The organism is Prosthecobacter sp. SYSU 5D2 (assembly GCF_039655865.1).
Classification (GTDB): domain Bacteria; phylum Verrucomicrobiota; class Verrucomicrobiia; order Verrucomicrobiales; family Verrucomicrobiaceae; genus Prosthecobacter.
In genome coordinates this window covers 565056-589374 of record NZ_JBBYXL010000003.1, presented here as the reverse complement: position 1 = coordinate 589374, position 24319 = coordinate 565056, and the positions used below count along the sequence as shown (strand labels likewise).

Sequence of the window (24319 nt, the reverse complement as noted above, 5' to 3'; positions counted from 1 at the left end):
CACTCCGCCCTCGGCTACCTCACCCCCAACCAGTTTGAAAATCAGCACAGCAACCTCAACTAACTAAGCGACACCGGTCCAGAATTGCGTTGCACCTCAAAGTCCTGTAGGCAGAATGCATCCAGCCCAAAGTCCTGCTTCAATTCTCGGATGCGGTTCTCACAGTCCGCCCGGCTGTTGTAGATGTTCCAGACTTGGTCCAGCGGCAGCTCCAGGTTGGTCACATACAGGCTGAAGCGGTAGTCGGGCAGATCCTCAAAGAGCAGCTTACCTCCGGCCAGTGGACGGCGGCTGACTTGCTTGCGTACCACGATATGACGCCGCGCCTTGGCCCCGGCAGCGGCGGGCTGATGCCGCCACTCCTTGACCGCGATGCCTGGGCAGACCTCCACCCAGTCCTTCATGCCATGGATCTCGTTTTTGAGGTTGGCGTAGGCTCGTGCGGCAATGATGTAGCCCAGGCCGCGCTGCTCCAGCGTGCTTAAAATCTCGTGGGTGTAAAAGCCGCTGTCGGCCCTCACCAAGCCCACCTTCACGCCCTGGAGCGCCTCGTCGAAGGTCTCGCGCATGAACTCCACGCAGTTGGAGCAGGCCGCCGAGTTGCCCGGGCGCAGCCAGGCGTTGGCCACCATGCGTGTCTGGCTGATGAAGGCCATGAGAGGGTGGTGCGAGTTGCGCCCGCGCCGGTTGGGGTTGTAGCCTTTGGCGGAACCTTCCTGGCTGCCCTCCCGTGTGATGACCGTGCTGTCAAAGTCCACCGTGACGGCCCCCACGCTGATCTGGGAGAAAAACCAGCGCTGCAACGGAGGGAACACCGCCGTATTGCGCGCCTGGGAGAACTTGCCAAAGAACCGGCTGTAGGTGCTCTGGCTGGGCAAGGTCTTATGCTCAAAGATCGCCGCCAGGCTCTGGTCCTGCCGCAGCCAGTCGCAGTGGATGTAGCGGCTGGCACCCGTCCAGATGCCCAGCCAGAAGCTCTCGATAATGTGCACAGGGTCATAAGCCCGGTTGGAGCCTCCCTGCGGCAGGTCCAGGGTGGCCAGATGCTTCAGGATGCCGGTCTGGTCGACAAAACGCTTCATCAGCGCCATGCCGCCAAAGGGCGTCACCGGCTTGTCAGAATACTCAATGGGTAGCTTCACCATGAGGGTGAAGCATGCCATAGGTGTCAATCCCACACAGCGTCAATACCTTCGCTCACAACACCTCGCGCCTATTGCATCATCCGGGTTGAAAAATGATGGCCGGCTGCCGATTGAACAGCACGCTGCCTGGCAGGAATTCCAGCAAATTCAAATGCGCAAGCTGGAGATGATCCTTGATGAAGGTCAGGGCGAATGCCTCTTTGCCGTTCCTGAAAACAGGCAGGTGCTTGCCGACAACCTTCATTATTTCGAGAGAGTCCGCAGTGAATTGCTGGCCTATGTGATCATGCCCAACCATGCTCATATCCTCTGTCGCCCGTTGGCAAATTACTCCCTGGAAAGTTTATCACGGGCCTGGAAACGCCACAGTTCGGACCAACTGAATCGGCGCTTGGGCCGTTCAGGCTCTCTTTGGCAGGCGGAAAGCTTCGACCGGATCATTCGCGATGCCGACCATTATGGTCGTGCGGTTAAATACATCGCCAAAAATCCCTCCAAAGCCCGGCTCAAATCACAGGAAGCCACCCTTTGGTTCAATGCTCAAATCCTCCAAGCCAACCCTCCAGCTCCGCCAGCCTCATAGACCGTAGGGCGGATGTGTTTTTGCGCCAAGGCAGATTGCCAGCATCGAAGATATCCTGCGCAAAACTATCCGGCTGGATCCAGGGCGTGCGGAGTCCCACCTCAACCCCACCTCCCCCCAAAGCCGGATAGTTTGGCGGCCACCTCTCTCCGCAACGACCCCTTCTCCGCCAAACACATCCGCCCTACAGATCATCCGCCCGCCTCTCCCAGGGAAAGCCAGTTGCACCCCCACCGCCCTCCCTTATGGTGCCCGCCCTTTGCCGCACCGCCATGTCTGCCCCGCATCTTCAGCCTGACCTCCCCACCTTCCGCTCCCTTGCCCAGCAGGGAAATCTTGTCCCGGTGGTCGCAGAGCTCACGGCCGATTACGAGACCCCTCTCTCCGCCTTCCAAAAGATCCACGATGGCCGCTGCGGTTTCCTTCTCGAATCCGCCGAACTGACCCAGCACTCCGGCCGCTACAGCCTCCTCGGCAGCTCCCCCCGCATGATCTTCACCGCGCGTGGCCGGGAGATCGAGATCGAAGAGCGCGGCAAGACCCGCACCTTCACCACCGAGACCGACCCCCTTGAAGAGCTGAAAAAGCTCATGGCCCCCTTTCAGCCTCTAGAGTCCCATCCCATCCCCGTCTTCCACGGCGGTGCCGTCGGCTACCTCGGCTATGACATGGTCCGTTTCTTTGAGCCCACCCTCTCCGCTCCCCCCAAGGACGAATTGGGCCTGCCCGAAATGGTCTATATGATCACCGATACGGTCATCATCTTCGACCACCGTACCCGCAAGATGTCCCTCGTCGCCAATGTCCATACCGACGAGCATCCCAGCCTGGATTCCGCCTATGCCTGGGCTCAGCAGCAGATTGCCACGCTGATGGACAAGCTCTCCCAGCCCCTCGCCGTCAAGCCCCTCCAGACCATCGCCCCGGTCAGCAATGACCAGCTTCCCCCGCCCGTCAGCAACACCACCCAGGCCGAATACGAGGCCATGGTCATGAGCATGAAGGAATACATCAGCGCGGGCGATATCTTCCAGGGCGTGCCCTCCCAGAGGTTCGAGACCGAATACACCGGCACCCCCATGGATCTCTACCGCGCCCTGCGCCATGTGAATCCCTCACCCTACATGTTCTGCCTCCAGTTCCCGCAGGGCTTCTCCCTCGTTGGCAGTTCCCCGGAGGTGCATGTCAAATGCCTCAATGGCCGCATTGACATCCGCCCCATCGCCGGGACCCGCTGGAGGGGAAAAACCCGCGCCGAGGACGATGCCCTGGCCGATGAACTCCTCAACGACCCCAAAGAGCGCGCCGAGCACATCATGCTGGTGGACCTCGCCCGCAACGACGTCGGCCGCGTCGCCGAATACGGCACCGTCAAGGTCAGCGACCTCATGATCATCGAGCGTTACAGCCACGTCATGCACATCGTCAGCAACGTGGACGGCCGCCTCAGCCAGGACAAGGATGCCTACGACGTCATGCGCGCCACCTTTCCCGCAGGCACCGTCAGCGGCAGCCCCAAAGTCCGCGCCATGGCCATCATCAACGAGCTGGAAAAAAGCAAACGCTGCGCCTATGCCGGAGCCGTTGGTTACTTCGGCTTCGATGGCAACCTCGATTCCTGCATTGCCCTCCGCACCTGCGTTCTCAAAGACGGCAAAGCCTACGTCCAGGCCGGGGCCGGCATCGTTGCAGACTCCGTCCCCACCAGCGAATACCAGGAAACCGTGAACAAGGCCACTGGCATGCTGCGCGCCATCGAGTGGGCCCGCCAGCTCGGGGCATGAGGGTGCAGACTGGCCCCCAAAAACCCTGGGGCCAAAGCGCCCCAAATGAGAGGGTGTGATGATTTTTGTTGCCCCTGCTGCCTTTGGTCTTCCTTCTTTCAATGGGCGGCAGAGAAGAATCCTGCCTGCAGATTTATAATCTAATTCTCCCCGCCTCTCCAACGTCGTTATAGTTTGCCTCCACAGCGGGGGGCGGCTGTTCAACCACTTGTTTTCGATGTCACAGAGTTCGTTCGTGACAAAAAAAACGCTCCTGCTAATTTTGAGTTCTTTTTCACGAAAATGTCCGGTTATCGTCATGTGATTCAACAACTTCGGATCTTATTTGATCCTATGCTTCGGAGCTTTGCCGTCGTTTTTGGATTGTGACCGCCAGGCCTCCCATGATTTACTTGTCTCCGTCTGCCATGCGAAATGTCCTCTGCCTTGCTCTTGTCCTGACATCCGGTCTTCAGGTGATCGCCCAGGCTCCACCGCCTGCGGCCCCCGCTGCCCCGGCGGGCGCCCTGAACATCCAGCAGGAAACCGAGGCCCTCATGGCCGAGGCCCTCCGGCTTTTCCAGGAGGCCAAATTTCCCGAAGCTCTCAAAAAGATTGACCAGGTCAAGACCAACCTGAACAACAAGCCCTTTGCCCAGGTGCTGTTTGTCGAAGGCGCCTCCTACTTCAATCTGGAGCAGTATGACAAGGCCATTGCGGCCCTTGAGGAATACATCAAAAACTTTGGCGATGGCGAATACATCAACGCCGTCAAAATGGCCCTGGGCCGCAGCTACATCAACAAGGGAGATGCAGACAAGGGTATCTCTGTCCTGAAAGAAGTCGTCAGCCAGTCTCCGGACATGAAATCGGAGGCCGGCCTGTTTGTCGCCGAAGCTCTAAAAAAACAGGACAAGGTGGATGAAGCGCTCGATGTCCTCAAATCCGTGCTGGAAGGCGGCATCCGCAGTTCCGAAGCGATTCAGGCCGCCATGATGGCCGCCGACCTCCATGTCGCCAAAGGTGAGCTTGATGAAGCCGGAGCCCTCATGGAAAAGGTCAAAGGTTTTGCCACCGGCGGTGATAACGTCGCCCAGATGAACAACATCTACCTGAAGCTCGGGGATCAGATGCTGGAGAAAAAAAGCTTCCGTGAAGCCCTGGGCGCCTACCAGTTCGTCCGCCGGAAAAACGAGATCACCCGCATGCAGCAGGACGTGATCGCCAAGATTGAGCAAAGCCTCAAAACACCGGGCAAAGGCCCCATCAAGGGCACCAAGGAAGAACTGGAGGAAAAATTGAAAATCAACCAGGGCCTCCTTGCCGAGATCGAGCAGCGCACCGATTACGATGCCTCCCTCTACTACCGCCTGGGCCGCTGCTATTTTGAAATGGGCCGCTTCTGGGAGTCCCTCCTCGCCTTTGATGTCATTGTGAATGACTTCAAGGAGTTCCCCCAGCGGGATCGCTGCGTCTTTGGCATGATCATTGCCAATGCCCAGTTGAAGCGGGTCAAGTCCGCCCGCCAGCTTTGTGAGCGCTATATCAATGAGTTTCCGGACGGGGCTGACCTTGGCACCGTCTCAGAAATGTACGGCATGCTCGCCTATGAAAACGGCAACCTCCAGGACGCGGCGGATGCCTTTAACAAAGCCGAGGGCTTTCCCAAGTCCGACCGCGAGCGCCTCCGCTTCCTGCGTGGCAATGTGCTTTTTGAAATGCAGCGCTTTGACGATGCCCGCACGACATTTGAGCTGCTCGTCAGCGAGTTTCCCGAGTCCGCCTACAAGGATGATGCGCTCTACCGCATCGCCCTGATTTACTTTTACCAGAACGATTCCGTCAACACTACGAAGGCGTTGAAGAACTACATGAAGGAAAACCCCAAAGGGCAGTACGTCGTGGATGCGCGTTACCGCCTGGCCTTCATCAAGTTCCAGTCCCGGGATGTTGACAATGCCATGGCGGACCTCCAGGCCATCATCAAGGACGCCCCCAACGATCCCAACATCGGCCAGGTGCACACGCTCCTGGGTGACGCGTATAACCAGAAGGGCGAGTATGATCTGGCTCTGGAAAATTTTGCCCTGGGTGTGGACAAGGCCAAATCCGACGATGTCCTCAGCTATGCCATGGACCAGGCCACCGACCTTTATGCCGGCACCGGCAAGTGGAAAGAGCTGGGGGACATGTGGCAGAAATACCTCAACACTCAGAAAGACAATGAGGAGCAGGAGCTCAAGGCCGTGCTCTGGATCTCCCGTGCCCGGGTGAAGGAAGACAAGATGGAGGAGGCCAAAACCCTCCTGGCCAATGCCATCAAGCCCCGCATCAGCAACCCCTCCAACCAGCAGGTGGAAGGGCTCATCCAGCAGCTCGTCACCCTCACCGCTCCCAAGCGCCGCCGCCCGGCCCCAGTGGCGGAAGGCGCTCCTGCTCCAGAGCCGGAGCTTACGCTTGAACAGGTCTCCACCCAGCTGGAGGAAATGCTCCAGCCGGCCGAGGCTGCCCGCAACGGCACCTCCCAGATGCGCATCCTTTTTGCCAAAGCCTGGCTCGCCAAAGTGATGCGCGAGCCCGTGCAGGCAGAAAAATTCTTCGCCATCATCATTGAGGTGGCCAAGCCGGAAGACCTCAGCCCCATGCTCCTCGCCACCGTGGGGGACAATGCCCGCACCAAAGGCGATCTGGACAAGGCGGCCGGCTGCTACAACCGGCTGAATGAATTTTACAAAGACACCGAGTATGCTGACGGGGCTGCTGTCGGCCTGGCCGAGATCGCCTATGCCAAGGGGGAATACGACAAGGCCATGGAACTCTTCACTTCGGCCATTGAGGAGTATGCCGCCAGCTCCCGCCTCCTGGATGCCACCCTGGGCAAGGCCAAGACCCTCTTCCAGCTCAAGAAGTTTGAAGAGGCCAAGACGCTCTACGTCCAGATTCTCAATACCAAGGAATGGCGTGGAGAAGCCCATGCCATGTCACTCTTCATGCAGGGGGAGATCGAGTTCGCCAACCAGAATTGGGGCGCAGCCATTCCTTTCTACCAGCGCGTCTTCATCGCCCATCAAAAATGGAAGAGCATCATGGCGAACTCCTATCTCCAGTGTGCCCGGGCTTTCGTGAAACTCAACCGTCCTGCGGACCCCACATCCACTCCTCCGCGTGAATATGCAGACCGGGAAGCCGCCAAGCTGGTGCTGGTGGAAATGATGAAGCGCACCGACCTCAAAGACCTGCCTGAAATGAAAGTGGCCCAGCAGGAGCTCGCCAAACTCTGATTTCGCATCCTTCACTCTCTTTGCTATATGTTGCGCCTCTCTCTGCTATTCCTCGCCTCGCTCGCCCTCTCTGGCGCGGCTTTCGGCCAGGCTATCGTTCTCAAGGACGGCTCCCGCATCCCGGATGTCGAATTCACCATGGATGGTGACAAAATCATCCGCACGGTCAAGATCGGTGAGAACACCGCCAAAGCCGAGCTGCCCCGGCAGAACATCGCCTATCTTGACTGGCCTGAGCCGCCGGAGCTGCTGGAGGCCAAAGATCTCATGGCCCAGGCCAAAACTGAAGAAGCCATCGCCCTGCTCAAGAAGTCCCTGGATTTCTTCCAGAAGTTTGAAACGGTCGAAGGCAACTGGTACCAGCCCGTGTTCTTCGCGTATGTGGAGACCCTCAGCCAGGCAGGCAAGTTTGAGGAGACCATCAAAATGCTTCCCCAGCTCAGAACCCTGCCCCTCTCTCCTGAGCAGAAGATGACGCTGCGCATCATCCAGCTCGACATTGACCGCCAGACCTCCACCGAATACACCTCCATCATGGCGGAGGCTGAAAGCATCCTCTCCGATACGGATGATTCCTCTGTCGGAGCCTCCATCTGGATGATCATTGCCGACATTCATGCCAAAAAGAAGGAGTGGGAAAAGGCTCTCATGGCTTATCTCCGCATCCCGGTTTTTTATGGCACTCAGATGCAGCGCGTTCCCGATGCCGAGCTCAAAGCCGGCCAGATGCTGGTGAACATGAAACGTTTTGAAGATGCCCAGGCTCTCTTCACCCGTATTGCGGAGTCCTACAAAGGGTCCGCGATTGCGGAAACAGCGGTCAAGTCCAAGGCCGCCATCAACGGCATGAAAAACGAGCCCGAGCAGGAAGAAGAAGCTTCGGCCCCTGCTGAAAAAAGCTGACTTCGCAACCAAATCACCCCCTCTTTTCAAAACCAATCCCAACACCTGATACGCCTCCCATGCACACCCGCACACGTCCCTCCATGTTCCAGACCCTCCTCCGTGGTTTTGTCCGCCTTAGCGCCTGCGCGCTTCTGGTCGGTGGCAATTTCATTTTTGTCTCCTCCATGAGCGCCCAGGATGCCGCCCCCGCCGGGGAGGCCGCCGCCGCTCCGGTCATTCATGAGCACACCCTGATGGACCGCTTCCATGAAGGCGGCTGGATCATGTATCCCTTGCTCCTCTGCTCTATCGCCCTCGTCTGGCTGACGGTGGACCTCTGGATGCGCACCAACGTCAAAAGCATGGCACCTCCTGGGCAGGTCTCCCAGGTGCAGGACCTCTTCCGCGCTGGTGACTATGTGGGCGCCTACCAGTTCTGCCGCAGCAACAATTCGTACTTCGCCAATGTCACCCGTGTCGGTCTCAGCTTTGTTGGCGAGGGCCAGGAGGCTGTAGAAAGCGCCCTGTTCTCTGAGCTTAACAAGACCAACTCCGTCGTCCAGACCCGCATCAACTACCTCTCCGTTCTCGGTGTGTGTACGCCCATGATCGGGCTGGTCGGCACCGTTACCGGGATGATGAGCGCCTTCGCCACCCTGGGCACTAGCGGTGTGGGAGATCCGTCCAAGCTTTCCGCTGCCATCGGTGAGGTGCTCGTCGCCACTGCCTCCGGCCTCGCCGTTGCTGTGCCAGCCTTCATGATCTTCTATTTCCTGCGCAACCGTCTTCAGGGCTCCATGCACGGCCTCCAGGAAATCGTTTCCTCCCTTTTCCGCAAAATGCCTTATGAGCACCTCAAGGATGCCCATGTGGGTGAAGAGGAGTTCTATGCTGCGGTGCCTAACTGGGTCACTGGCAATGGTGAGGCTGTCGCCGTCGCGGTCGGTTGATTTTTATCTTCCGGCATCCAGACACCTGAATGTTTTTAACACTTTAAACCGATACCCATATGGCAGGAGGAGGAGGTAGTACCGAAAGCGGAGAACCGGAGTTTCAAATCGCTCCGATGATTGATGTGCTGCTGGTGCTGCTCATTTTCTTTATGAGCATCACCTCGGCGCAGGTGGCGGAAATTGACAAGGACATCAAGCTGCCTGTGGCAGCTGATGCCAAGAAAAAAGAGGACAAGAACGCCATGTTTGAGGCCTCCGTCAACGTCCGCTGGATTGCCGCCAAGCAGCAGTCCATCATCAAGCTCGACAACCGTGAACTGGAGAATGAGGAAATCGTCAACATCCTCACCCAGCTCAAAAACAACAATCCCACGTACCGGGTTATCATCCGCGGTGACCGCGATGTGCCCGCTGTGGAGATCCAGAAGGTCATGGCTCTCATCGCCCAGTCCGGCATTGATGACATCTCTTTCTCAGCCCTCAACAAAGACGCCTGATCCATGGCCCATCATAATAAACATCGTCTCATCGAGGCGGAACAGGTCAACATGGGCTTCCAGATCGCGCCCATGATTGACGTGGTCTTCGTCATCATGCTTTTCTTCATGGTCATGGCCGGTGCCGTGAAAGTGGAGCGCGAGCTGAAAACCCAGCTTCCGGGCCTTGGCGTCCCTGCGTTGGCGGATGAAAACACCCCGCCAGATGAGATCATGGTGACCGTGGAGGAGACAGGGGTGGTCACGCTGAATGAAGAGGAGTTTGATTCACCCGGAGACAAGGTGCTGCCGAATTTCACCAACACCCTCATGCGTCTGAAGCAGGAGGCGGATCATCGGAATGCCAAGGTCATGGTCACCATCCAGGCTGAGGAGCAGGCCCGCTATGAGCGCATCATTGATGTGCTCAATTCCATGGCCAAAGCCCGCATCGCCAACGTCACCTTCACCGTTGGTGGAGACGACTTTTTTTAACCAGGCCTGACGGGTTCTGTTCCTGTCCTCTTCATTTCTTCGACCTATGTCTGATACTCCACCACCTGCTCCAGACGGTCCGTCTGCACCCTCGGATCCAGGAGCCACCCAGCGTCTGGGCCCACCGCCGGGATATGCCCAAAGTGGAAACCTTGGTTATCCCGTGCAGGGGAACCTGGGCTACCCGGTGCAGCATGGCATGATGCCTCCGCCGCCTGCCGGTGTCCACGGGCCTTCTGGTGCATCCGGGCCGGTGCCTGTGGCTGCCATTGAGGAAGATGAGGATGCGGTCATGGCCGTTGAGGCCGTCGGCGGAGAGATCTTCCACCCTCCGGCTCTCAATCATTTTGAAGCTCCCCGGCGCCCCAACGCCATCATTGAGGCCTGGCGCAAAGTTGGCGGTGGCTCGCTGGCTCTCAGCATCGCCATCCACGTCGGCATCCTTGTTGTCGGCGGGGCTATCGTGGTCAGCTCGCAGATGATCCAGAAGCAGGTTGATTTCCTCCCCGGCGGCGGCACCCAGCAGGGCGCTCAGGCATCGGCGGAAATGCAGCACAAAGTTCAGCAGAAAAAGCGCACCTCGCTGAACAAGGCCATGCCGATGAAAAAGATCGTCAGCACGAGCCAAAACTCCGCCATCACCCTGCCGGATGCGCCACCGGATCTGCTGGATGTACCGGATGTCAGCTCCATGCTCGGCGGTGGCAGCCTGGGTAGCGGCGGGTTTGGCAAAGCGGGTGGTGGCGGCGGTTTTGGCACTGGCATGGGCATGGGCGGTATGGCCGGGTTCGTCAGTCTGCCTCCCTCCATGAAGCAGCGCTGTTCCACCTCCGAGCGGCTTGAAAAACTCCGTCAAAACGGCGGAAGTGCCGAATGTGAAAGGGCGGTCTCCGCCTCCCTGGAATGGCTGAAAGGCCAGCAGAACGAAGATGGCTCTTGGGGCCAGGGCGGTGGCAAGCGCAACAAAGCCGCCATGACTGGACTCGCTCTCCTTTGCTACCTGGGCCGTTGTGAAACGCCTGATTCCCCCTTCTACGGGGATAATGTCATGCGTGCCATCATGTACCTGGTGGAGCTCTCCAAGACCAACGAGCATGGAGCCATCACTGACGATTTTAAAGGCAATGCCGGAGCCTATGAACACGGCATAGCCACCTATGCCCTGGGTGAGATGTACACCCTGGCACGTCTTGGCAGCAAGCAGCTTCCCGGCATGAGAGAGGCCTTTGAAAAAGGTGTCGAGCTCATCATCAAAACTCAGAACAAGGCCGATGCCAAAAACGGAGAAGGCTCCTGGGACTACTACACCAAAAACATTGCCGAGGGAAAACCCACCTCCTCCCGCGAAGACCTCTCCGTCGCCGGCTGGCAGTATCAGGCCCTTAAGGCCGCCAAATACACCGGCCTGAAGATTCAGGGCCTGGATTCCGCCATCACCAAAACCTGCGACTACATTGAGCGCCTTCAGAGCAAGGACGGTGGTTTTGGCAAAACCAGCCGGGATGCCCACTACAACCAGTGGAGCCTCACTGGCGTCGGCACACTCGGACTTCAGACCCTGGCCAAAGGCCGCACTGGCTCCATCAAAAAGGGCATCGGGTTCCTTCGCGCCTTCCTGGAAGCCGAGCCGCTGGACTGGAACAAAAACTGCAACCTCTACTGCTGGTACTACTACACCCAGACCTTCTTCCAGGCCGGCGGTGAAGAATGGAAATTCTACAACGAGCAGTTCCTCCCGCAGATCCTCGCTGCCCAGCAGCCAGACGGCACCTTTAAGAAAGGCCGCCCTAACTGGCCTTCGGGAGATGCCTCCGACCCCATCTACAGGCAGGTCCTCTGCACCCTTCAGCTTGAGGTCTATTACCGTTACCTCAAGGTCGGCGACCGTGAAGAAGAAAGCTTCTTTGACCGCCAGTGATTGCAACATGCGCCACTGGCGCACGTTAGTTCACGCTCGCTATGAAGTTTTCTGCCGCCTGTCTGTTCCTCTTTCTCTGCCTCAGCCTCCAAGCCGCTCCTCAGGATGACCAATACGTCCTCGGGCCTGATTCCCAGGTGCAGCCCGGCGTGCCGCAGGGAAAGGTCACGCAGATGCCCCCGTGGACAGAATCCAAAATCTTCCCCGGTACCACGCGTGACTGGTGGGTCTATGTGCCCGCCCAATACACCCAGGACAAACCCGCCGCCGTCATGGTCTTTTGCGATGGAGCCGGTTTTGTGAAGCCCGACGGCACCTTCCGCGCCCCCGTGGTTTTTGACAACCTCATTGCCAAAGGGGAAATGCCCGTCACCATCGGCATCTTCATCCAGCCCGGCAGCTTTCCCAACAAGGACCCCAAATCGAAGGAGAAGCCCCGCAGCAACCGCAGCTTCGAATACGATTCTCTCGGCGACCTCTACGCCCGTTTCCTGCTGGAAGAAATCCTGCCCGCCGTGGCCAAGGATTACAACCTCACCACCAATCCCGATGAGCGGGCCATTTGTGGCAACAGCAGCGGCGGCATCTGCGCTTTCACCGTCGCCTGGGAGCGCCCGGAGGCCTTCCGCAAGGTGGTCAGCCACATCGGCTCCTTTACCAACATTCGCGGCGGCCATGTCTATCCCGCCCTCATCCGCAAGACGGACAAGAAGCCTATCAAAGTCTTCCTTCAGGACGGCAAGAACGACCTGGACAACCAGTTCGGCAACTGGCCCCTGGCCAACCAGGACATGGCGGCAGCATTGAAATTTGCCGGTTACGACTACCAGTTTGTCCTGGGTGAAGGCACCCACAATGGCAAGCACGGAGCCTCCCTCCTGCCGGACACCCTGCGCTGGATCTGGAAGTAATAATCCGCAGCAGGTTTATACACACCTTTTGTTAGAATTTTTATGAAACATCTTGCCTTTCTTTCCCTCGCCTTCCTGCCGCTGCTCTCCACCGCCCAGGATACCTCCCTGCACGAATACCTCAGCGATGATCAGCCGTGGAAGGAGGCCGTCAGCGGTTATACCTTCACCGACGGCCTCTGCACCGATGCCGCCGGTCATCTCTACTTCACTGACGTGAAGGCGGGGAAGGGCATCTACAAACTGGACGCCGAGACCGGCAAGACGGACCTGTTTCTGGACAACCTCCCCGGCATCAGCGGCCTGCAGATCGGCCCCGACGGCCGCTTCTACGCCTGCCATAACCGCGAGCAGCGTGTCATCGCCATCACCATGAAAGGCGAGGTCGAGGTGCTCCTTACCGGCGTGAAGTGCAATGACCTCGTCGTCAGCAAAAAAGGCCACGTCTATTTCACCGAGACACCCACCCAGCGCATCCACCTCATCACGGCGGACAAGAAGCACATCATTGCCGATGAAGGCCATGTGGCCAAGCCCAACGGCATCACCATCTCCCCGGATGAAGCCACCCTGGCCGTCTCCGAAAGCGGCGGCAAGCATGTCTGGACCTGGCAGATCGCCGAGGACGGCAGCCTTTCCGCAGGTGCCCCCTTCATGACCATGTGGCTGGCCCCGGGCAAGGAAACCGCCTCCGGTGACGGTGCCACCACCGAGTCCAAAGGCCGCTTCTTTGTCACCACCGAGCTTGGCATCCAGATCTTCGATCCCGCCGGCCGCCTCGCAGGCATCATCGCCAAGCCCGTTCTGGATGGCAAGGTCGTCAGCACCGAGTTCGCCGGCAAAGACCACGACATCCTCTACGTCGCCGCCGGCGACAAGATCTTCAGCCGCAAGCTCAAGGTCACCGGTTATTTCCGTTAGTACAGTACTCATCACTCTCCGAGTGATGCGTTATTAGACATCGCACCCCCAAGATATCCCCCTCACCCATCCACACCTTTCCAAACCCATCACTCGGAGAGTGATGCGTTATTGGACGTCGCACTCCCAAGATCTCCCCTCACCCATCGGCACCTTTCCCAAACCCATCACTCGGATCGCCGCAGTCGCGGGACAGGGAGTGGTGAATACTGTACTCCTAAGTTCACGAACGTATCGCCTTTGGTCACAAAGCGGCGAAGGATACAGCACAACGAAGGCGTATTCGATGGATGCGCCAACTTGCTCTCCTGATTGTCTTCAGCCTCGCCGTCTTTGCCCACGGGCAAGATGCTTCCAAGAAGTTCCTCGCCGGAGCTGCCACCAGCAACATCACGCCGCCCATAGGCCTGCCGATTGTCGGCGGCTTCACCCCGGCGCCCTCCTCGCATATTCATGATGAGCTGCATGCCCGCTGTGTGGTCTTGGACAATGGGGAGAAGCGTGTGGCCATCGTCGTCCTTGACCTCCTTGGGGCGGCCCGGCAGATGTATGATGAGGCAGCCAGGTTGGTGGAGGAGCGCACTGGCATCACACGAGACTGCCTGCTCATGTCCGCTACCCATACCCACTCGGGCTCCAGCGCCCTGAGTGAGAACCGGTATTCCCTGGACGAGCCATTAAGCGAATACCAGGCCTTCGTCGCCCGGCGCATCGCGGACGGCGTGGCCCGTGCCATCAACAACCTGGCTCCTGCCCGCATCGGCTGGACAGTGACCGAAGAGCCGGACCAGGTCTTCAACCGCCGCTGGTTCATGAAGGAAGGCACCGTGCCGCCGAATCCCTTTGGCGGCATTGACAAGGTGAAGATGAACCCGCCACGCGGCGCAAACCTGGTGAAGCCTGCAGGGCCGACAGACCCTGAAGTGAGCATCATCTCCATTCAGACGCCAGACGGAAAACCCGTGGCCCTGCTGGCCAATTACTCCCTGCACTATGTGGGCGGTGTGGGTGGCAGCCATATTTCCTCAGACTATTACGGCGTCTTCTGTGACCGCGTGCAGCAGCTTCTGGGTGCCGACCGCCAGGACCCGCCCTTCGTGGCGATGATGAGCAATGGCACCAGCGGAAACATCAATAACAACGACTATTCCAAACCGGCCGTCAAATCCGCCGGTCCCTACAGTAAAATCCGCGAAGTGGCTGATGATGTGGCCAAGGTCACGGTGGAGGCCGTGAAGGGCATCCAATATCAGGACTGGGTGCCGCTGGATGCCCGTTTTAGCGATTTGAAACTGGAAGCCCGCAAGCCCACACCGGAGCTGGTCAAATGGGCGGAAGGGGTGCTGGCCAAACCGCGCCTCATTGGTGGCAAGACATCGGTGCTGGAGATCGCCTATGCGGAACGCACCCTCAAACTGAAGGACGTTCCTCCACACATTGACCTGCCTCTGCAGACCTTGCGCATCGGTGACGTGGGCATCTGCGGCAGCCCCTGTGAGACCTTTGTGGAAACGGGGCTGGAGCTCAAGCAGAGGAGCCCTTTCAAACCGACCTTCACCCACAGCATCGCCGGTGGGTACTTTGGCTATCTGCCCACCCCGGAGCATCATGAACTGGGCGGCTATGAAACCTGGCTCGGCACCAACCGCCTGGAGGTGCAGGCCAGCGTCAAGATCACCAACCGCCTGCTTGAGATGCTGGAAAGCATGAAGGCGGCGAAGTAAAAAACGGGCGGCAGCGGGAAGCGCATGCAGCCCGGCTGAGACGTAGTACAGTGGTACGATGCCCCGGGTGATCATGCACATGGACATGGATGCGTTTTACGCCTCCGTGGAACAGCGCGACAACCCCTCCTACCGCGGGAAGCCTGTGATTGTGGGCTCGCCCCCGGACAAGCGTGGGGTCGTTTGTGCGGCCAGCTATGAGGCGCGGAAGTCCAAGGTGCGCTCCGCCATGCCCTCCCGCACCGCCGGCAAGCTGTGTCCTGAAGGCATCTTTGTTCGGCCTCGCATGGACGTTTACCGCGCGGAATCCGCCCGCATCATGGCCATCCTGCATGAGTTCACCCCGCTGATTGAGCAGGTATCGGTGGATGAGGCTTATCTGGATGTGAGCGCGCTGGTGGATGAGAATCTGGAACTGGATGCGGCCATCGAATCTGCCCGGCCCTTTGCGGTGGATATCAAAAAACGCATCCAAGAGCAGTGTGGCCTAACGGCAAGTGTGGGGATAAGCTCCAACAAATTTCTGTCGAAACTGGCAAGCGACTTTCAAAAGCCGGATGGACTGACCGTGATCCTGGACCGTGACCGGGTGGCCTTTTTGCGGCCTCTGCCCGTGGGCACCATCCACGGGGTGGGGCCGGTGACGGCTCGGGGGCTTGAGGCCATGGGTCTGGTCACTGTGGGAGACTTGCAGGACACGGAATCGGCCCTGGGGCCGGTCGCAGGTTCCTTTGCGGGAAAGCTGAAAGAGCGCGCCTTTGGCATTGATGACCGGCCCCTGGACCTGAGTGATGAACGCAAAAGCATCAGCGCTGAGAACACCTTTTCCAGGGATACGGACCACCGTCCGCAACTTCGGGCCGCGCTCAAGGAGATGGCCCTGGATGTGGCAGAGACGCTGAGCAAGCATGAAGTCGGTGCCCTGACCGTTCAAGTGAAAGTGCGCTACAGTGATTTCACCACCCTCACCCGCCAGCTACGCCTGGATGATCCTGTGACCTCCGCCTCTGAGATCTACCGCGTAGCATGCTTCTTACTCGCACGGCATCAGCTTGTCACGGGGCCGCTGCGCCTGCTGGGCATCGGGCTGTCCACCCTGGTGCCGCCAACTCAGCAGCAGTTGCGGCTGCCTATTTGACCCTGCCTTGACGTTCTGGACCTGCTTTGACCCTATACCTTCTCATAGATCTGCATGATCTCAGCGGGGTTGTTTTTCACTCGTTCATCTGCCTGGAGTTCCTCCACCCAGGCGGCGACGACGATGGCGCTGGTATCGCTGCAAGCCTGAAGGCCATACGAATAGGGCCGGACACCTGGCGTATGGGGAAAGGCGATGTCGTAGATGCGTGGATTGGGTTCGCCGTCCTGGCCGATCACTCGATAGGTGCCATCTATGTCAATGCCGCCAGTGTGGTAGAGCAGGTCACCTTGGTCTTTAAAAAGGTGCTCTTTCTTTTTGTCGGGCACGGATTCATCCACAGCGCTGTCGTCATCAAAGGGGGCGCGGGCTTTGCGGACGGTGCCGCTCTTGACAAGGGAAGGGAAGGGGTATTCATCCAGATCAAGAGGCTTCTGTCCGCTGCAGTCAATGAACATGCGGTACTGCAATGTGCTCGTCTTGCCTTCATCGTCCACAGTGACGGTGATCAGGCCAGGTTCAGGCTGGTCCTCAGGCAAGGTGACATTGCCGGGGATGATGTCGAGCTTGCCGGCCTCATGCAGGGCCAGGATGGTATCCGCCGAATTTAGCGGCATGGCGGCCACTACGTTCAGGAGGAATGGCATCACTTTTGTGTGGAGCAGCAGGTGGTCCTCGGCGGGCATGAGCTCGGCATGGAAGTTCAGCGTGTACATCAGGTCGTCCATGATCTCTTTCCAGTGCACAGGCTGGTGTTTGAGCACGGATTCCTCGGCTTCCGTCATTTCGCTCCTCATGCCTTCAAAGGCGTTGTCATAATCATGCTTGTCGTTCATCTCCTCGACGAAATCCGTGATGCTGAACTTGGGATCTGCCAGACGGCGCACCATGGCATACATCTCGTCCTTCTGGAAGGCATCGCTGAGGGCGGGGCGGCAGACTTTGTCAAAGTAGGTCTCGATGCGCAGGTGGCCGTTGGCATTCAGCAGGCCTAACAAAGAGTCACGATCCACATGACGGTAGATTTCCCGCATGGGCTCCACCTGGTCGAACTGCAAATGCGGCAGCATGCCCTGGGAGGAATGCATGATGATTTTGAAGTCTTCGGTGCCCGGTGCGGGCAGGTAGGTCATGCGGTCATTTTTCTTCTCAAAGACTCCGTGCCGGTGGGTGAGCGAGGAGATGACGTCAAAGGCGCTCAGGGAGGCCCCCAGGGTGCCGATGGCAAAGTTATGCACCTCGCCTTCGTCCGGCAGCAGTTTGGCCATGGGCCAGGGGGAGGCATAATAACCCTGCTCCGGCCGGTCTTTGTCCGCCCAGCGGTGGCCGGTGGCGATGATGACACGGTCGAATTCAAACCGGGTTCCTTTGGACGTGGTCACCGCCACTTTGTCATGGTCCGGGTGATCCTGGATGTCCGCAATCTCACAGCCGGAGTATTCGGAAAAGTGGATGCCGCTTTCCATGAAGCGGGTGACCAGGGTCTCATACTGACACTGGAGGTACTGGCCCAGGGCCAGGCGGCTATAGACCTCGCTATCGCTGATCTCCACGCCTTCCAGGTCCAGTTCCTTGAGTTCGGACGGGTCGCGGGCGCGCAGCCAGCCGGCGAATGTTTCTGGCAGTTCCGGCAGCTCCTCGGAGGAGATGTTGGACATGTTGTAGCGGTCCGTCGTCAGCGGGCTGTAGGGCATGCCCATGCCAAGCATGAGGCTTTTTTCAAAGATGGAGATTTCAGCCACGTGTTCCTTGAGCAGGTCCATCCTGTCCAGGAGGTGTTTCAGCAGATAGATGGCGGAGGGTCCGCTGCCAATGATGGCAAGAGATGCGGGATGGTTCATTCGAAGAAAATTAAGAGACGTTTTGGCACCCGAAAGGTCAGGCTGGGTGCATTGGATCAACACTCAATCGCGTGGGAGCCAAAAAGCGGACTTCGCCCGATGTTTTATAAATGAAAGACGGAGAATGAGATCTGCCCATGGATGCCCCGCTGGAACACACGCCCTCACAGCCTGCTGCTGATGCTAAGGCGGAGCCGAACCCAGCGGTCATCCCGGTGTGTCCGGGCAGGCTGGTGAAAATCTATATCTCCAGCGGCCATGATTACTGGGGCCGCCAGGGGGAGGGCCGGATGCAAAGCGGCATCCGGGAGGTGCAGACGGTGGAATGCGTGGCCGGGATGGGTTTGCGCGGAGACCGTTACTTTGGCTTCCGCCCTGATTTCAAAGGCCAGGTCACTTTTTTTGATGCGGCGGTGGTGGAGGAAATCCGGCAGACATTCAAGCTGCCCAAGCTGCCCGCCTCCGTCTTCCGGCGCAACTTGATCGTGGAAGGGGTAAACCTGCGGGACTGGCTGGGCAAACGGTTCCTTTTTCAGGGCGTGGAGTTTGAAGGCAGCCAGGAATGCAAACCCTGCCAGTGGATGGACCGCGTCATCGCGGAGGGGGCGGAGGCGTTTTTGAAAAGCGGTTTCCGGGGCGGACTGAGGGCAAAGATCCGCAGTGGCGGGATGCTGAGGGTGGAGTGAACCTGGAGAGGAAAAGGATTGCGCCTAACCGGAGATTCTGAAAGCATGGTGGATGGCCATTGGGAAAATTATTGAGGAGAGCTTTGAGAGGTCCTTTGGACTTTACGATGATTTAATCACGTCGCTTGATGAGGGCATGCTGGGATCCCGGCTGCCGCAGATCCCTTCAAATGCCCTGGGGTTGCAGTTGTGGTGCGTGGTTGGTGCGAGGGAGAGCTTCAGCCGGGCGATTGCGGCGAACCAATGGTCGGGCTTTCATTGCTCGCTGGAGACGGCCACGGAGAAAGCACCTGTGGCGGAGGCGCTGCGACGGTCAGCACAGGCGGTTTTAGAAGTGCTGGAATCCATCGACACCTATAGCGATGTGCAGAACCGGCTGATTATTGATCTGCTGGAGCATGAAGCCGCCCATCATGGCCAGCTTATCCGGTATCTGTATGGCCTGAAACTGATCATCCCGAATAGCTGGAAATCGAAATATGCTTTGGAATGAGTCTGTCTTATGCATAACATGCAGGGTATAAATTCCATCATAGAAGCGTCAAATCTAAATAGATTAGCATTTTTTATGCTTAAACAATTTGATTGATAGGGAGAAAACGCTCGTTACCATTCGGTGATTTTATGAATAAGCGCATCCTCATCCAGACGATCATCCTGTGTTTTGGAGCCCTTTCTTTTCCGGCGTATGGCCAGGGGGCAGGGCGCCCGAACTTGCTCAGCAACTCAGATTTCAAGGAGGGCTTGAACGGCTGGAATACGAGTTCGGACAAAAACATCGGAAAGGCTGAGCTGGACCATGAAGTGAAGCGGGGCGACACCCCCAGCGTCCGCATCACCAACCCCTCGGCGGGCGACACCTTTTGCAAGCAGACGGTGAAGGTCAAGCCGGGCATGCGCTACCGTCTGACGGGCTATATCAAAAGCAAGGACGTCGAGGTCAAAGGCGCCCAGGCGGCTAATCTGTCGCTGGCCGGCGGCTACGAACGCTCAAAATCCCTCAAGGGCTCCGAGTCGTGGCAGAAAGTGGAGTTCGAGTTTGATTCCAAAGCCGTGGACACTTTGACGGTTGGCTGCCGTCTGGGGGGCTGGTACAGTCCGGCCAGCGGAACCGCCTGGTTTGACGATCTCAAGCTCATTGAGGTCGGCAAAAGCAGGAAGTAAGAACCTTGGGTGGCTTGGAGCTGGAAACCATGCAGTTCCATGAACTGCGTTGAACCGCCGCTGGCTTGATCGCATGTCACCCTATTACCAGGCTCTGAGACAGGCGGTGGGACACAGGCTTTTATTGATGCCGGCTGTGGCCGCCGTCATTCACGATGAAAACGGCCATCTGCTGTTGCAGGAAAAGCATGACGGCTCCTGGAGCCTGCCCGCCGGGGCGATAGAGCCGGGTGAAACACCGCAAGAGGCTGTGGCGAGGGAGGTGCTGGAGGAAACCGGTCTGCGTAGCACAAGCAGTGAAGTGATCACAACGCTGGGGGGCGTGGAGTTTAGGCATACTTATGCCAATGGGGATGAAGTGGAGTACGTCATCGTGCTTTTCCGGTGTCGAGTGGTGCCTTGCAGCGATGTTCTGGACACTGAGGAAACGCGGAGCTTGCGTTATTTTAGCCGTGTGGACATGCCAGCGCTTGAGCTGCCTTATGACTTGGATCTGCTGTTTTCGGGGGGCTGAGGCAACTGGCGAAACTGTTCGGCCTCCAATGCCCGCATAGATGAGGTAATCCAAGCGCAGCATCACGGCGTTCGGAGTGCCGCATTCGGTTTAAGCCAAGACGTTCCTGATGAAGACTCGGTACTGACGGGCAGCATCCGCATGCAATCCGCGTTCGACTTTTGCCAAAAGTCGCTATCTTCGCCACCCCATGTTTCGCGCTGCTCTCACTGACCGTCTCCAGGCTGCCTTCACCGCCGCTGGCATTTTTTTGCCAGAAGGCTTTTCCGTTGCTGTTGAGCTGGCCTCGGACACCCGATTTGGCGATTACCAAAGCAATGCGGCCATGACGCTGGCCAAGCAGCTCAAGACCAATCCGCGTGCGCTGGCGGAGCAGATCAAGGCCGCGCTGCCGGTCGATGAGCTGTGCAGCGAGGTGAGCATCGCCGGACCCGGCTTCCTGAATTTCCGCATCAGCCCGGCGGCCCTGGCTGGTAAGGTGCAGGCCATCCTGACCGGTGACGGCTGCGATGTCGTGAAGGTGGCCCGGCCGAAGACCATCGTCGTGGACTTCAGTGCGCCGAACATCGCCAAACCCATGCATGTGGGCCACATCCGCAGCACCTTCATTGGCGACTGCCTGGCACGCGTGTCGCGGTTCGTCGGGCACAACGTCATCACCGACAACCATGTGGGAGACTGGGGCACGCAGTTTGGCATGATCATCCATGGCTGGAAGACCAAGCTGGATCATGAGGCGCTGAAAAAGCATCCCATCCAGGAACTGGTGCGCACCTACAAAGCCGTCAATGCGGAAGCCAAAGAGGATGAAACCGTGATGACCCAATGCCGGACGGAACTGGTGAAACTGCAACAGGGCGATGCCGAGAACCTGGAGATCTGGAAAGAATGTGTGCGCCTGACTTTGGTGCAGCTGGAGGAGGTGTATGACACCCTGAACATCCAGTTTGACCACTACCTGGGCGAGAGCTTTTACAATGAAGCCCTGGCTCCGCTGGTGACGGATCTGCTGGCGCGTGGTATCGCCACCCAGAGTGAAGGTGCCGCCGTGATCTTCAGCGAGGGCAACGTGGCCGTGGAGGAAGATCCATTCATGACGCGTGACCGCGAGACGAAGGAGTGGGTCCAGTTGCCGCTCATCATCCAAAAGTCCGATGGCGGTTTCCTGTATGGCACCACCGACCTGGCCACGGTCAACTACCGGGTGCAGGAATGGCAGGCAGACGAGATCTGGTATGTCGTGGGTGCGCCGCAGCAGCTTCACTTCCGCCAGGTCTTCGCCGCCGCCAAGCGCATGGGCCACACGACGGAGATGACGCACATCGCCTTTGGCAGCATTCTGGGCCCGGATGGCAAGATGTTCAAAACGCGCAGCGGTGAGTCGGTCGGGCTTCTCGAAGTGATCGAGGAGGCCATCGAGCGTGCCCGCACGGCAGCGGATGAAAAGGACCATGGCCTGACCGATGCAGAGAAGGACGAGATCGCCCGCATTATCGGCTGTGGCTCTGTGAAGTATGCGGAGCTGAGCCAGAATCGCCTAACTGATTATAAGTTTAGCTGGGACAAGATGCTCTCCCTGCAAGGAAATACCGCGCCCTATCTCATCAATGCCTATGTGCGCACGCGCTCCATCTTCCGCAAGCTGGAAGGCAGCGAGGTGACCCTGACGGCGGATGTGGCGCTGACGGAACCGGCGGAGATCGCCCTGGCGATGAAGCTGGCGCAGTTTGCCGAGGCGACGCATGACGTGCTCATTGACCACCGCCCGAACACGCTGGCTAACTACTTGTATGAACTGGCCAACACGTATCACAGCTTCTATGAGGCCTGCCACGTGCTTAACAGCGAGGGCACGGTACGCAATACCCGCCTGACCCTGTGCGAGGCGACCAGCCGCGTGCTGAAGACCGGCCTCGGCCTGCTGGGCATCCAGACGACGGAGCGGATGTGAGAACGGGCGGGCCGTAGGGCGGATGTGTTTGGCGAGAGAGAAGCTCGTGGTCCGGCCTAAAGGTCTTCGCCAAACTATCCGGCTATCGGTGACGGTGCCCTTTTTCATGCCGTGTCTTGGTGAAAAACGGAGGCTTGGCGGACCCCCGCACCCTCGAAGAAAGCCGGATAGTTCTGCGAGGGAGATCTAAGCTGCTGGCGAGCTGCCTTGGCGCAGAACACATCCGGCCTACAGCCCGTCTCACCAACCACCCCAAAAAGGTTGTCCTGGTCCTTGCCTTGCCCTTTGCTTAAATTCGGTTCCCCCCCGGGATGAATTTTTTTAGCGCAGGACAAGACAAGGAGCAGGACAACAATAACGGGCTGGAAAAGGGAATCTTAGGGAGCGATTACAGAATCACGGTCAAAAGTCAGCCATTCGAGGTTAAACCGGGCGAAATGGAGCTCATCCCAGTAATGGGTGCTGCCTTTTTCCGCCCGTTCATAGATGTAGCCGACGGTCAGGTCCTCCATGACCACCATGTCAGAATACGAGCCGGGGTGCGGCCAGATGGTGCGCCCGGCGGACCAGGAGGCACCTTCATCGTAGCTCAGGCGCACCGTCAGATTGTAGCGGCCATACGGATGCTCTACCTGGCGGATGGGCGAGGCGGGGCTGGAAAAGAGCAGGCGGTTTTTGTCCTGGGTGCCCGCTAGTGTCAGCCGCTCCACACTGCCATGGCAGCGCGGAGAGATGAGCTCCTCCACCCGCTCCACCGGGCCCCAGGTCTCGCCGCCATCGCGGCTGTAGGCGCGGAGGTGGCGGATGTTGTCCGGCGAGTCCTCAGAGCTTTCATTGCGGGAAATGACCATTAGCCGGCCATCCGCCAGCTCCATGAGCTGGCACTCGCTGGTGTGCATGCCGATGGTGCCGCCCAGCTTCCAGGTGGCTCCCTGGTCATCGCTGTAAAAACAATGGGCAAAGCTGCGCAGGCGGAATTTGCCCGTGTCCTCCCGGTGGCGGGCGGGCACGACGATGCGGCCGCTTTTGAGCTGCACCATCGCCTTGCCCGGACCGCAGCCGTAGCGCTGCTCCCAGTCCTTTTCCCACAGCGCCATGCGGCCTTTCGGGTTTTTCACCGGCTCCGTGGTCGGCTTGCCCTTCAGCGTATCCCACTCAGGCAGCGTCACTTGGCTGTGGATGTCCACCGGGCCGGTCCAGGTCTGGCCATGGTCCGTGCTGCTGAGGTGGACGAAGCGCTTTTTATCCCGCAGGAAAAAGATCCACAGCTTGCCGGACTGGTTGCGGCCCAGGGTCAGGTCCGTGCAGACCCGGCTTTCATCGTCAAAAATCAGGATCTCGTCACTCCAGGTCCTGCCCTGGTCGCTGCTGCGCTTCATGACGATGTCATGATTGCCAATGTCGCCCGGCCCGTCATTGCGCCGCTCCACGATGGCCAGCAGATCCCCATTGGCCGCCAGCAGCAGGCCTGGAATGCGGTAGTTCGGCTTGTTATCCGGAGTGATGGGAAAAAGGCAGACCGTCTCAAACAAAGGCTTCGCCGCCGAAAGAGGAAAGGCAGGCAGCAGCAGGGCCAGGGCAGTGCGCAGGAGGAGAGACATGGTAAGTTCAAACGCCGACCCGTCGCGCCCTTCACTGGTAAAGACAGGCGACCAGCGAAAGAAAACCCGGCGGCCCTGCGAGCCCGCCCGCTTAAAATCAGGCCAAAGAGCCAAATGACCTTCATGGATTCTCCAAGCTTTCACCATGAGATCCCATGGATTCACCAAGCATTCAACAACCCGCCCACCAAGCCTGAAACCAACGCCACCGCCAACTGGCCCGCCAACATAAGGAGAAAGGCTTGAAAGAGAAAGACCTGAATGAAAAAGACAGGAAAGAGAAAGGCGTGAATGACTTTCTTTCACGCTTCGGCAAGCTCAGCGTTGGGTATGCAACTGAAGCGACGGCGCAGCCCCGAAGGACTGCGC

At 58.5% G+C, this 24319-nt stretch carries 20 protein-coding genes; 17 read left to right on the top strand and 3 right to left on the bottom strand.

What is annotated here, in order from left to right:
• Positions 1 to 59 precede the first annotated feature (59 nt).
• On the bottom strand, positions 60 to 1145 hold the full coding sequence (locus WJU23_RS07450) for an IS1380 family transposase (RefSeq protein ID WP_346331915.1): 1086 nt from the start codon (positions 1143 to 1145) through the stop codon (positions 60 to 62).
• Between WJU23_RS07450 and WJU23_RS07445 the strand changes: the two genes are divergently transcribed.
• The 12 genes from WJU23_RS07445 (at position 1129) to dinB (ending at position 16193) form a co-directional block, all read left to right on the top strand.
• The gene (locus WJU23_RS07445) at positions 1129 to 1728 is read left to right on the top strand and encodes a transposase (RefSeq protein ID WP_346331914.1); all 600 of its coding nucleotides are present in this window, start codon (positions 1129 to 1131) and stop codon (positions 1726 to 1728) included. The two genes, WJU23_RS07450 and WJU23_RS07445, sit on opposite strands and share 17 nt — an antisense overlap.
• 245 nt (positions 1729 to 1973) lie before the next feature.
• Positions 1974 to 3512 (top strand): anthranilate synthase component I, encoded by a 1539-nt coding sequence (trpE, locus tag WJU23_RS07440; RefSeq protein WP_346331913.1) that lies wholly within the window; start codon positions 1974 to 1976, stop codon positions 3510 to 3512.
• Positions 3513 to 3919: 407 nt separating this feature from the next.
• The gene (locus WJU23_RS07435) at positions 3920 to 6772 is read left to right on the top strand and encodes a tetratricopeptide repeat protein (protein ID WP_346331912.1); all 2853 of its coding nucleotides are present in this window, start codon (positions 3920 to 3922) and stop codon (positions 6770 to 6772) included.
• A 27-nt stretch (positions 6773 to 6799) separates the two neighbouring features.
• A complete protein-coding gene (locus WJU23_RS07430) occupies positions 6800 to 7675 on the top strand; it encodes a hypothetical protein (protein WP_346331911.1) in 876 nt (291 codons plus the stop codon).
• A 59-nt stretch (positions 7676 to 7734) separates the two neighbouring features.
• Positions 7735 to 8607 carry a MotA/TolQ/ExbB proton channel family protein gene (locus WJU23_RS07425; protein WP_346331910.1) on the top strand — a complete coding sequence of 291 codons (873 nt, stop codon included), beginning with the start codon at positions 7735 to 7737 and terminating at the stop codon, positions 8605 to 8607.
• Between the two features lie 59 nt (positions 8608 to 8666).
• Entirely contained in the window at positions 8667 to 9107 is a 441-nt protein-coding gene (locus WJU23_RS07420; RefSeq protein ID WP_346331909.1) for a biopolymer transporter ExbD, read from the top strand.
• 3 nt (positions 9108 to 9110) lie between these two features.
• Positions 9111 to 9581 carry a biopolymer transporter ExbD gene (locus tag WJU23_RS07415; protein WP_346331908.1) on the top strand — a complete coding sequence of 157 codons (471 nt, stop codon included), beginning with the start codon at positions 9111 to 9113 and terminating at the stop codon, positions 9579 to 9581.
• 46 nt (positions 9582 to 9627) lie between these two features.
• On the top strand, positions 9628 to 11499 hold the full coding sequence (locus WJU23_RS07410) for a hypothetical protein (RefSeq protein ID WP_346331907.1): 1872 nt from the start codon (positions 9628 to 9630) through the stop codon (positions 11497 to 11499).
• A gap of 41 nt (positions 11500 to 11540) precedes the next feature.
• Complete coding sequence (locus WJU23_RS07405; RefSeq protein WP_346331906.1) at positions 11541 to 12410, top strand: alpha/beta hydrolase-fold protein; 870 nt, start codon at positions 11541 to 11543, stop codon at positions 12408 to 12410.
• A 42-nt stretch (positions 12411 to 12452) separates the two neighbouring features.
• A complete protein-coding gene (locus WJU23_RS07400; RefSeq protein WP_346331905.1) occupies positions 12453 to 13331 on the top strand; it encodes an SMP-30/gluconolactonase/LRE family protein in 879 nt (292 codons plus the stop codon).
• 290 nt (positions 13332 to 13621) lie between these two features.
• On the top strand, positions 13622 to 15055 hold the full coding sequence (locus WJU23_RS07395; protein ID WP_346331904.1) for a neutral/alkaline non-lysosomal ceramidase N-terminal domain-containing protein: 1434 nt from the start codon (positions 13622 to 13624) through the stop codon (positions 15053 to 15055).
• Positions 15056 to 15113: 58 nt separating this feature from the next.
• A complete protein-coding gene (dinB, locus tag WJU23_RS07390; protein WP_346331903.1) occupies positions 15114 to 16193 on the top strand; it encodes a DNA polymerase IV in 1080 nt (359 codons plus the stop codon).
• A gap of 32 nt (positions 16194 to 16225) precedes the next feature.
• Here the strand turns inward: dinB and WJU23_RS07385 are convergent, their stop codons facing one another.
• Entirely contained in the window at positions 16226 to 18034 is a 1809-nt protein-coding gene (locus tag WJU23_RS07385) for an FAD/NAD(P)-binding protein (protein ID WP_346331902.1), read from the bottom strand.
• Between the two features lie 137 nt (positions 18035 to 18171).
• Between WJU23_RS07385 and WJU23_RS07380 the strand changes: the two genes are divergently transcribed.
• From WJU23_RS07380 to argS, 5 genes are all read left to right on the top strand, one after another.
• Positions 18172 to 18720, top strand: a complete 549-nt coding sequence (locus WJU23_RS07380; protein WP_346331901.1) for an MOSC domain-containing protein — start codon at positions 18172 to 18174, stop codon at positions 18718 to 18720.
• 52 nt (positions 18721 to 18772) lie between these two features.
• Positions 18773 to 19213, top strand: a complete 441-nt coding sequence (locus WJU23_RS07375) for a hypothetical protein (RefSeq protein WP_346331900.1) — start codon at positions 18773 to 18775, stop codon at positions 19211 to 19213.
• 131 nt (positions 19214 to 19344) lie between these two features.
• The gene (locus WJU23_RS07370; RefSeq protein ID WP_346331899.1) at positions 19345 to 19884 is read left to right on the top strand and encodes a carbohydrate binding domain-containing protein; all 540 of its coding nucleotides are present in this window, start codon (positions 19345 to 19347) and stop codon (positions 19882 to 19884) included.
• Between the two features lie 73 nt (positions 19885 to 19957).
• Positions 19958 to 20398 carry an NUDIX domain-containing protein gene (locus WJU23_RS07365; RefSeq protein WP_346331898.1) on the top strand — a complete coding sequence of 147 codons (441 nt, stop codon included), beginning with the start codon at positions 19958 to 19960 and terminating at the stop codon, positions 20396 to 20398.
• Positions 20399 to 20588: 190 nt separating this feature from the next.
• Complete coding sequence (gene argS / locus WJU23_RS07360) at positions 20589 to 22349, top strand: arginine--tRNA ligase (protein ID WP_346331897.1); 1761 nt, start codon at positions 20589 to 20591, stop codon at positions 22347 to 22349.
• Between the two features lie 377 nt (positions 22350 to 22726).
• On the opposite strand, the gene WJU23_RS07355 is transcribed toward argS, so the two are convergent.
• Entirely contained in the window at positions 22727 to 23950 is a 1224-nt protein-coding gene (locus WJU23_RS07355) for a sialidase family protein (protein ID WP_346331896.1), read from the bottom strand.
• Between the last annotated feature and the right edge of the window lie 369 nt (positions 23951 to 24319).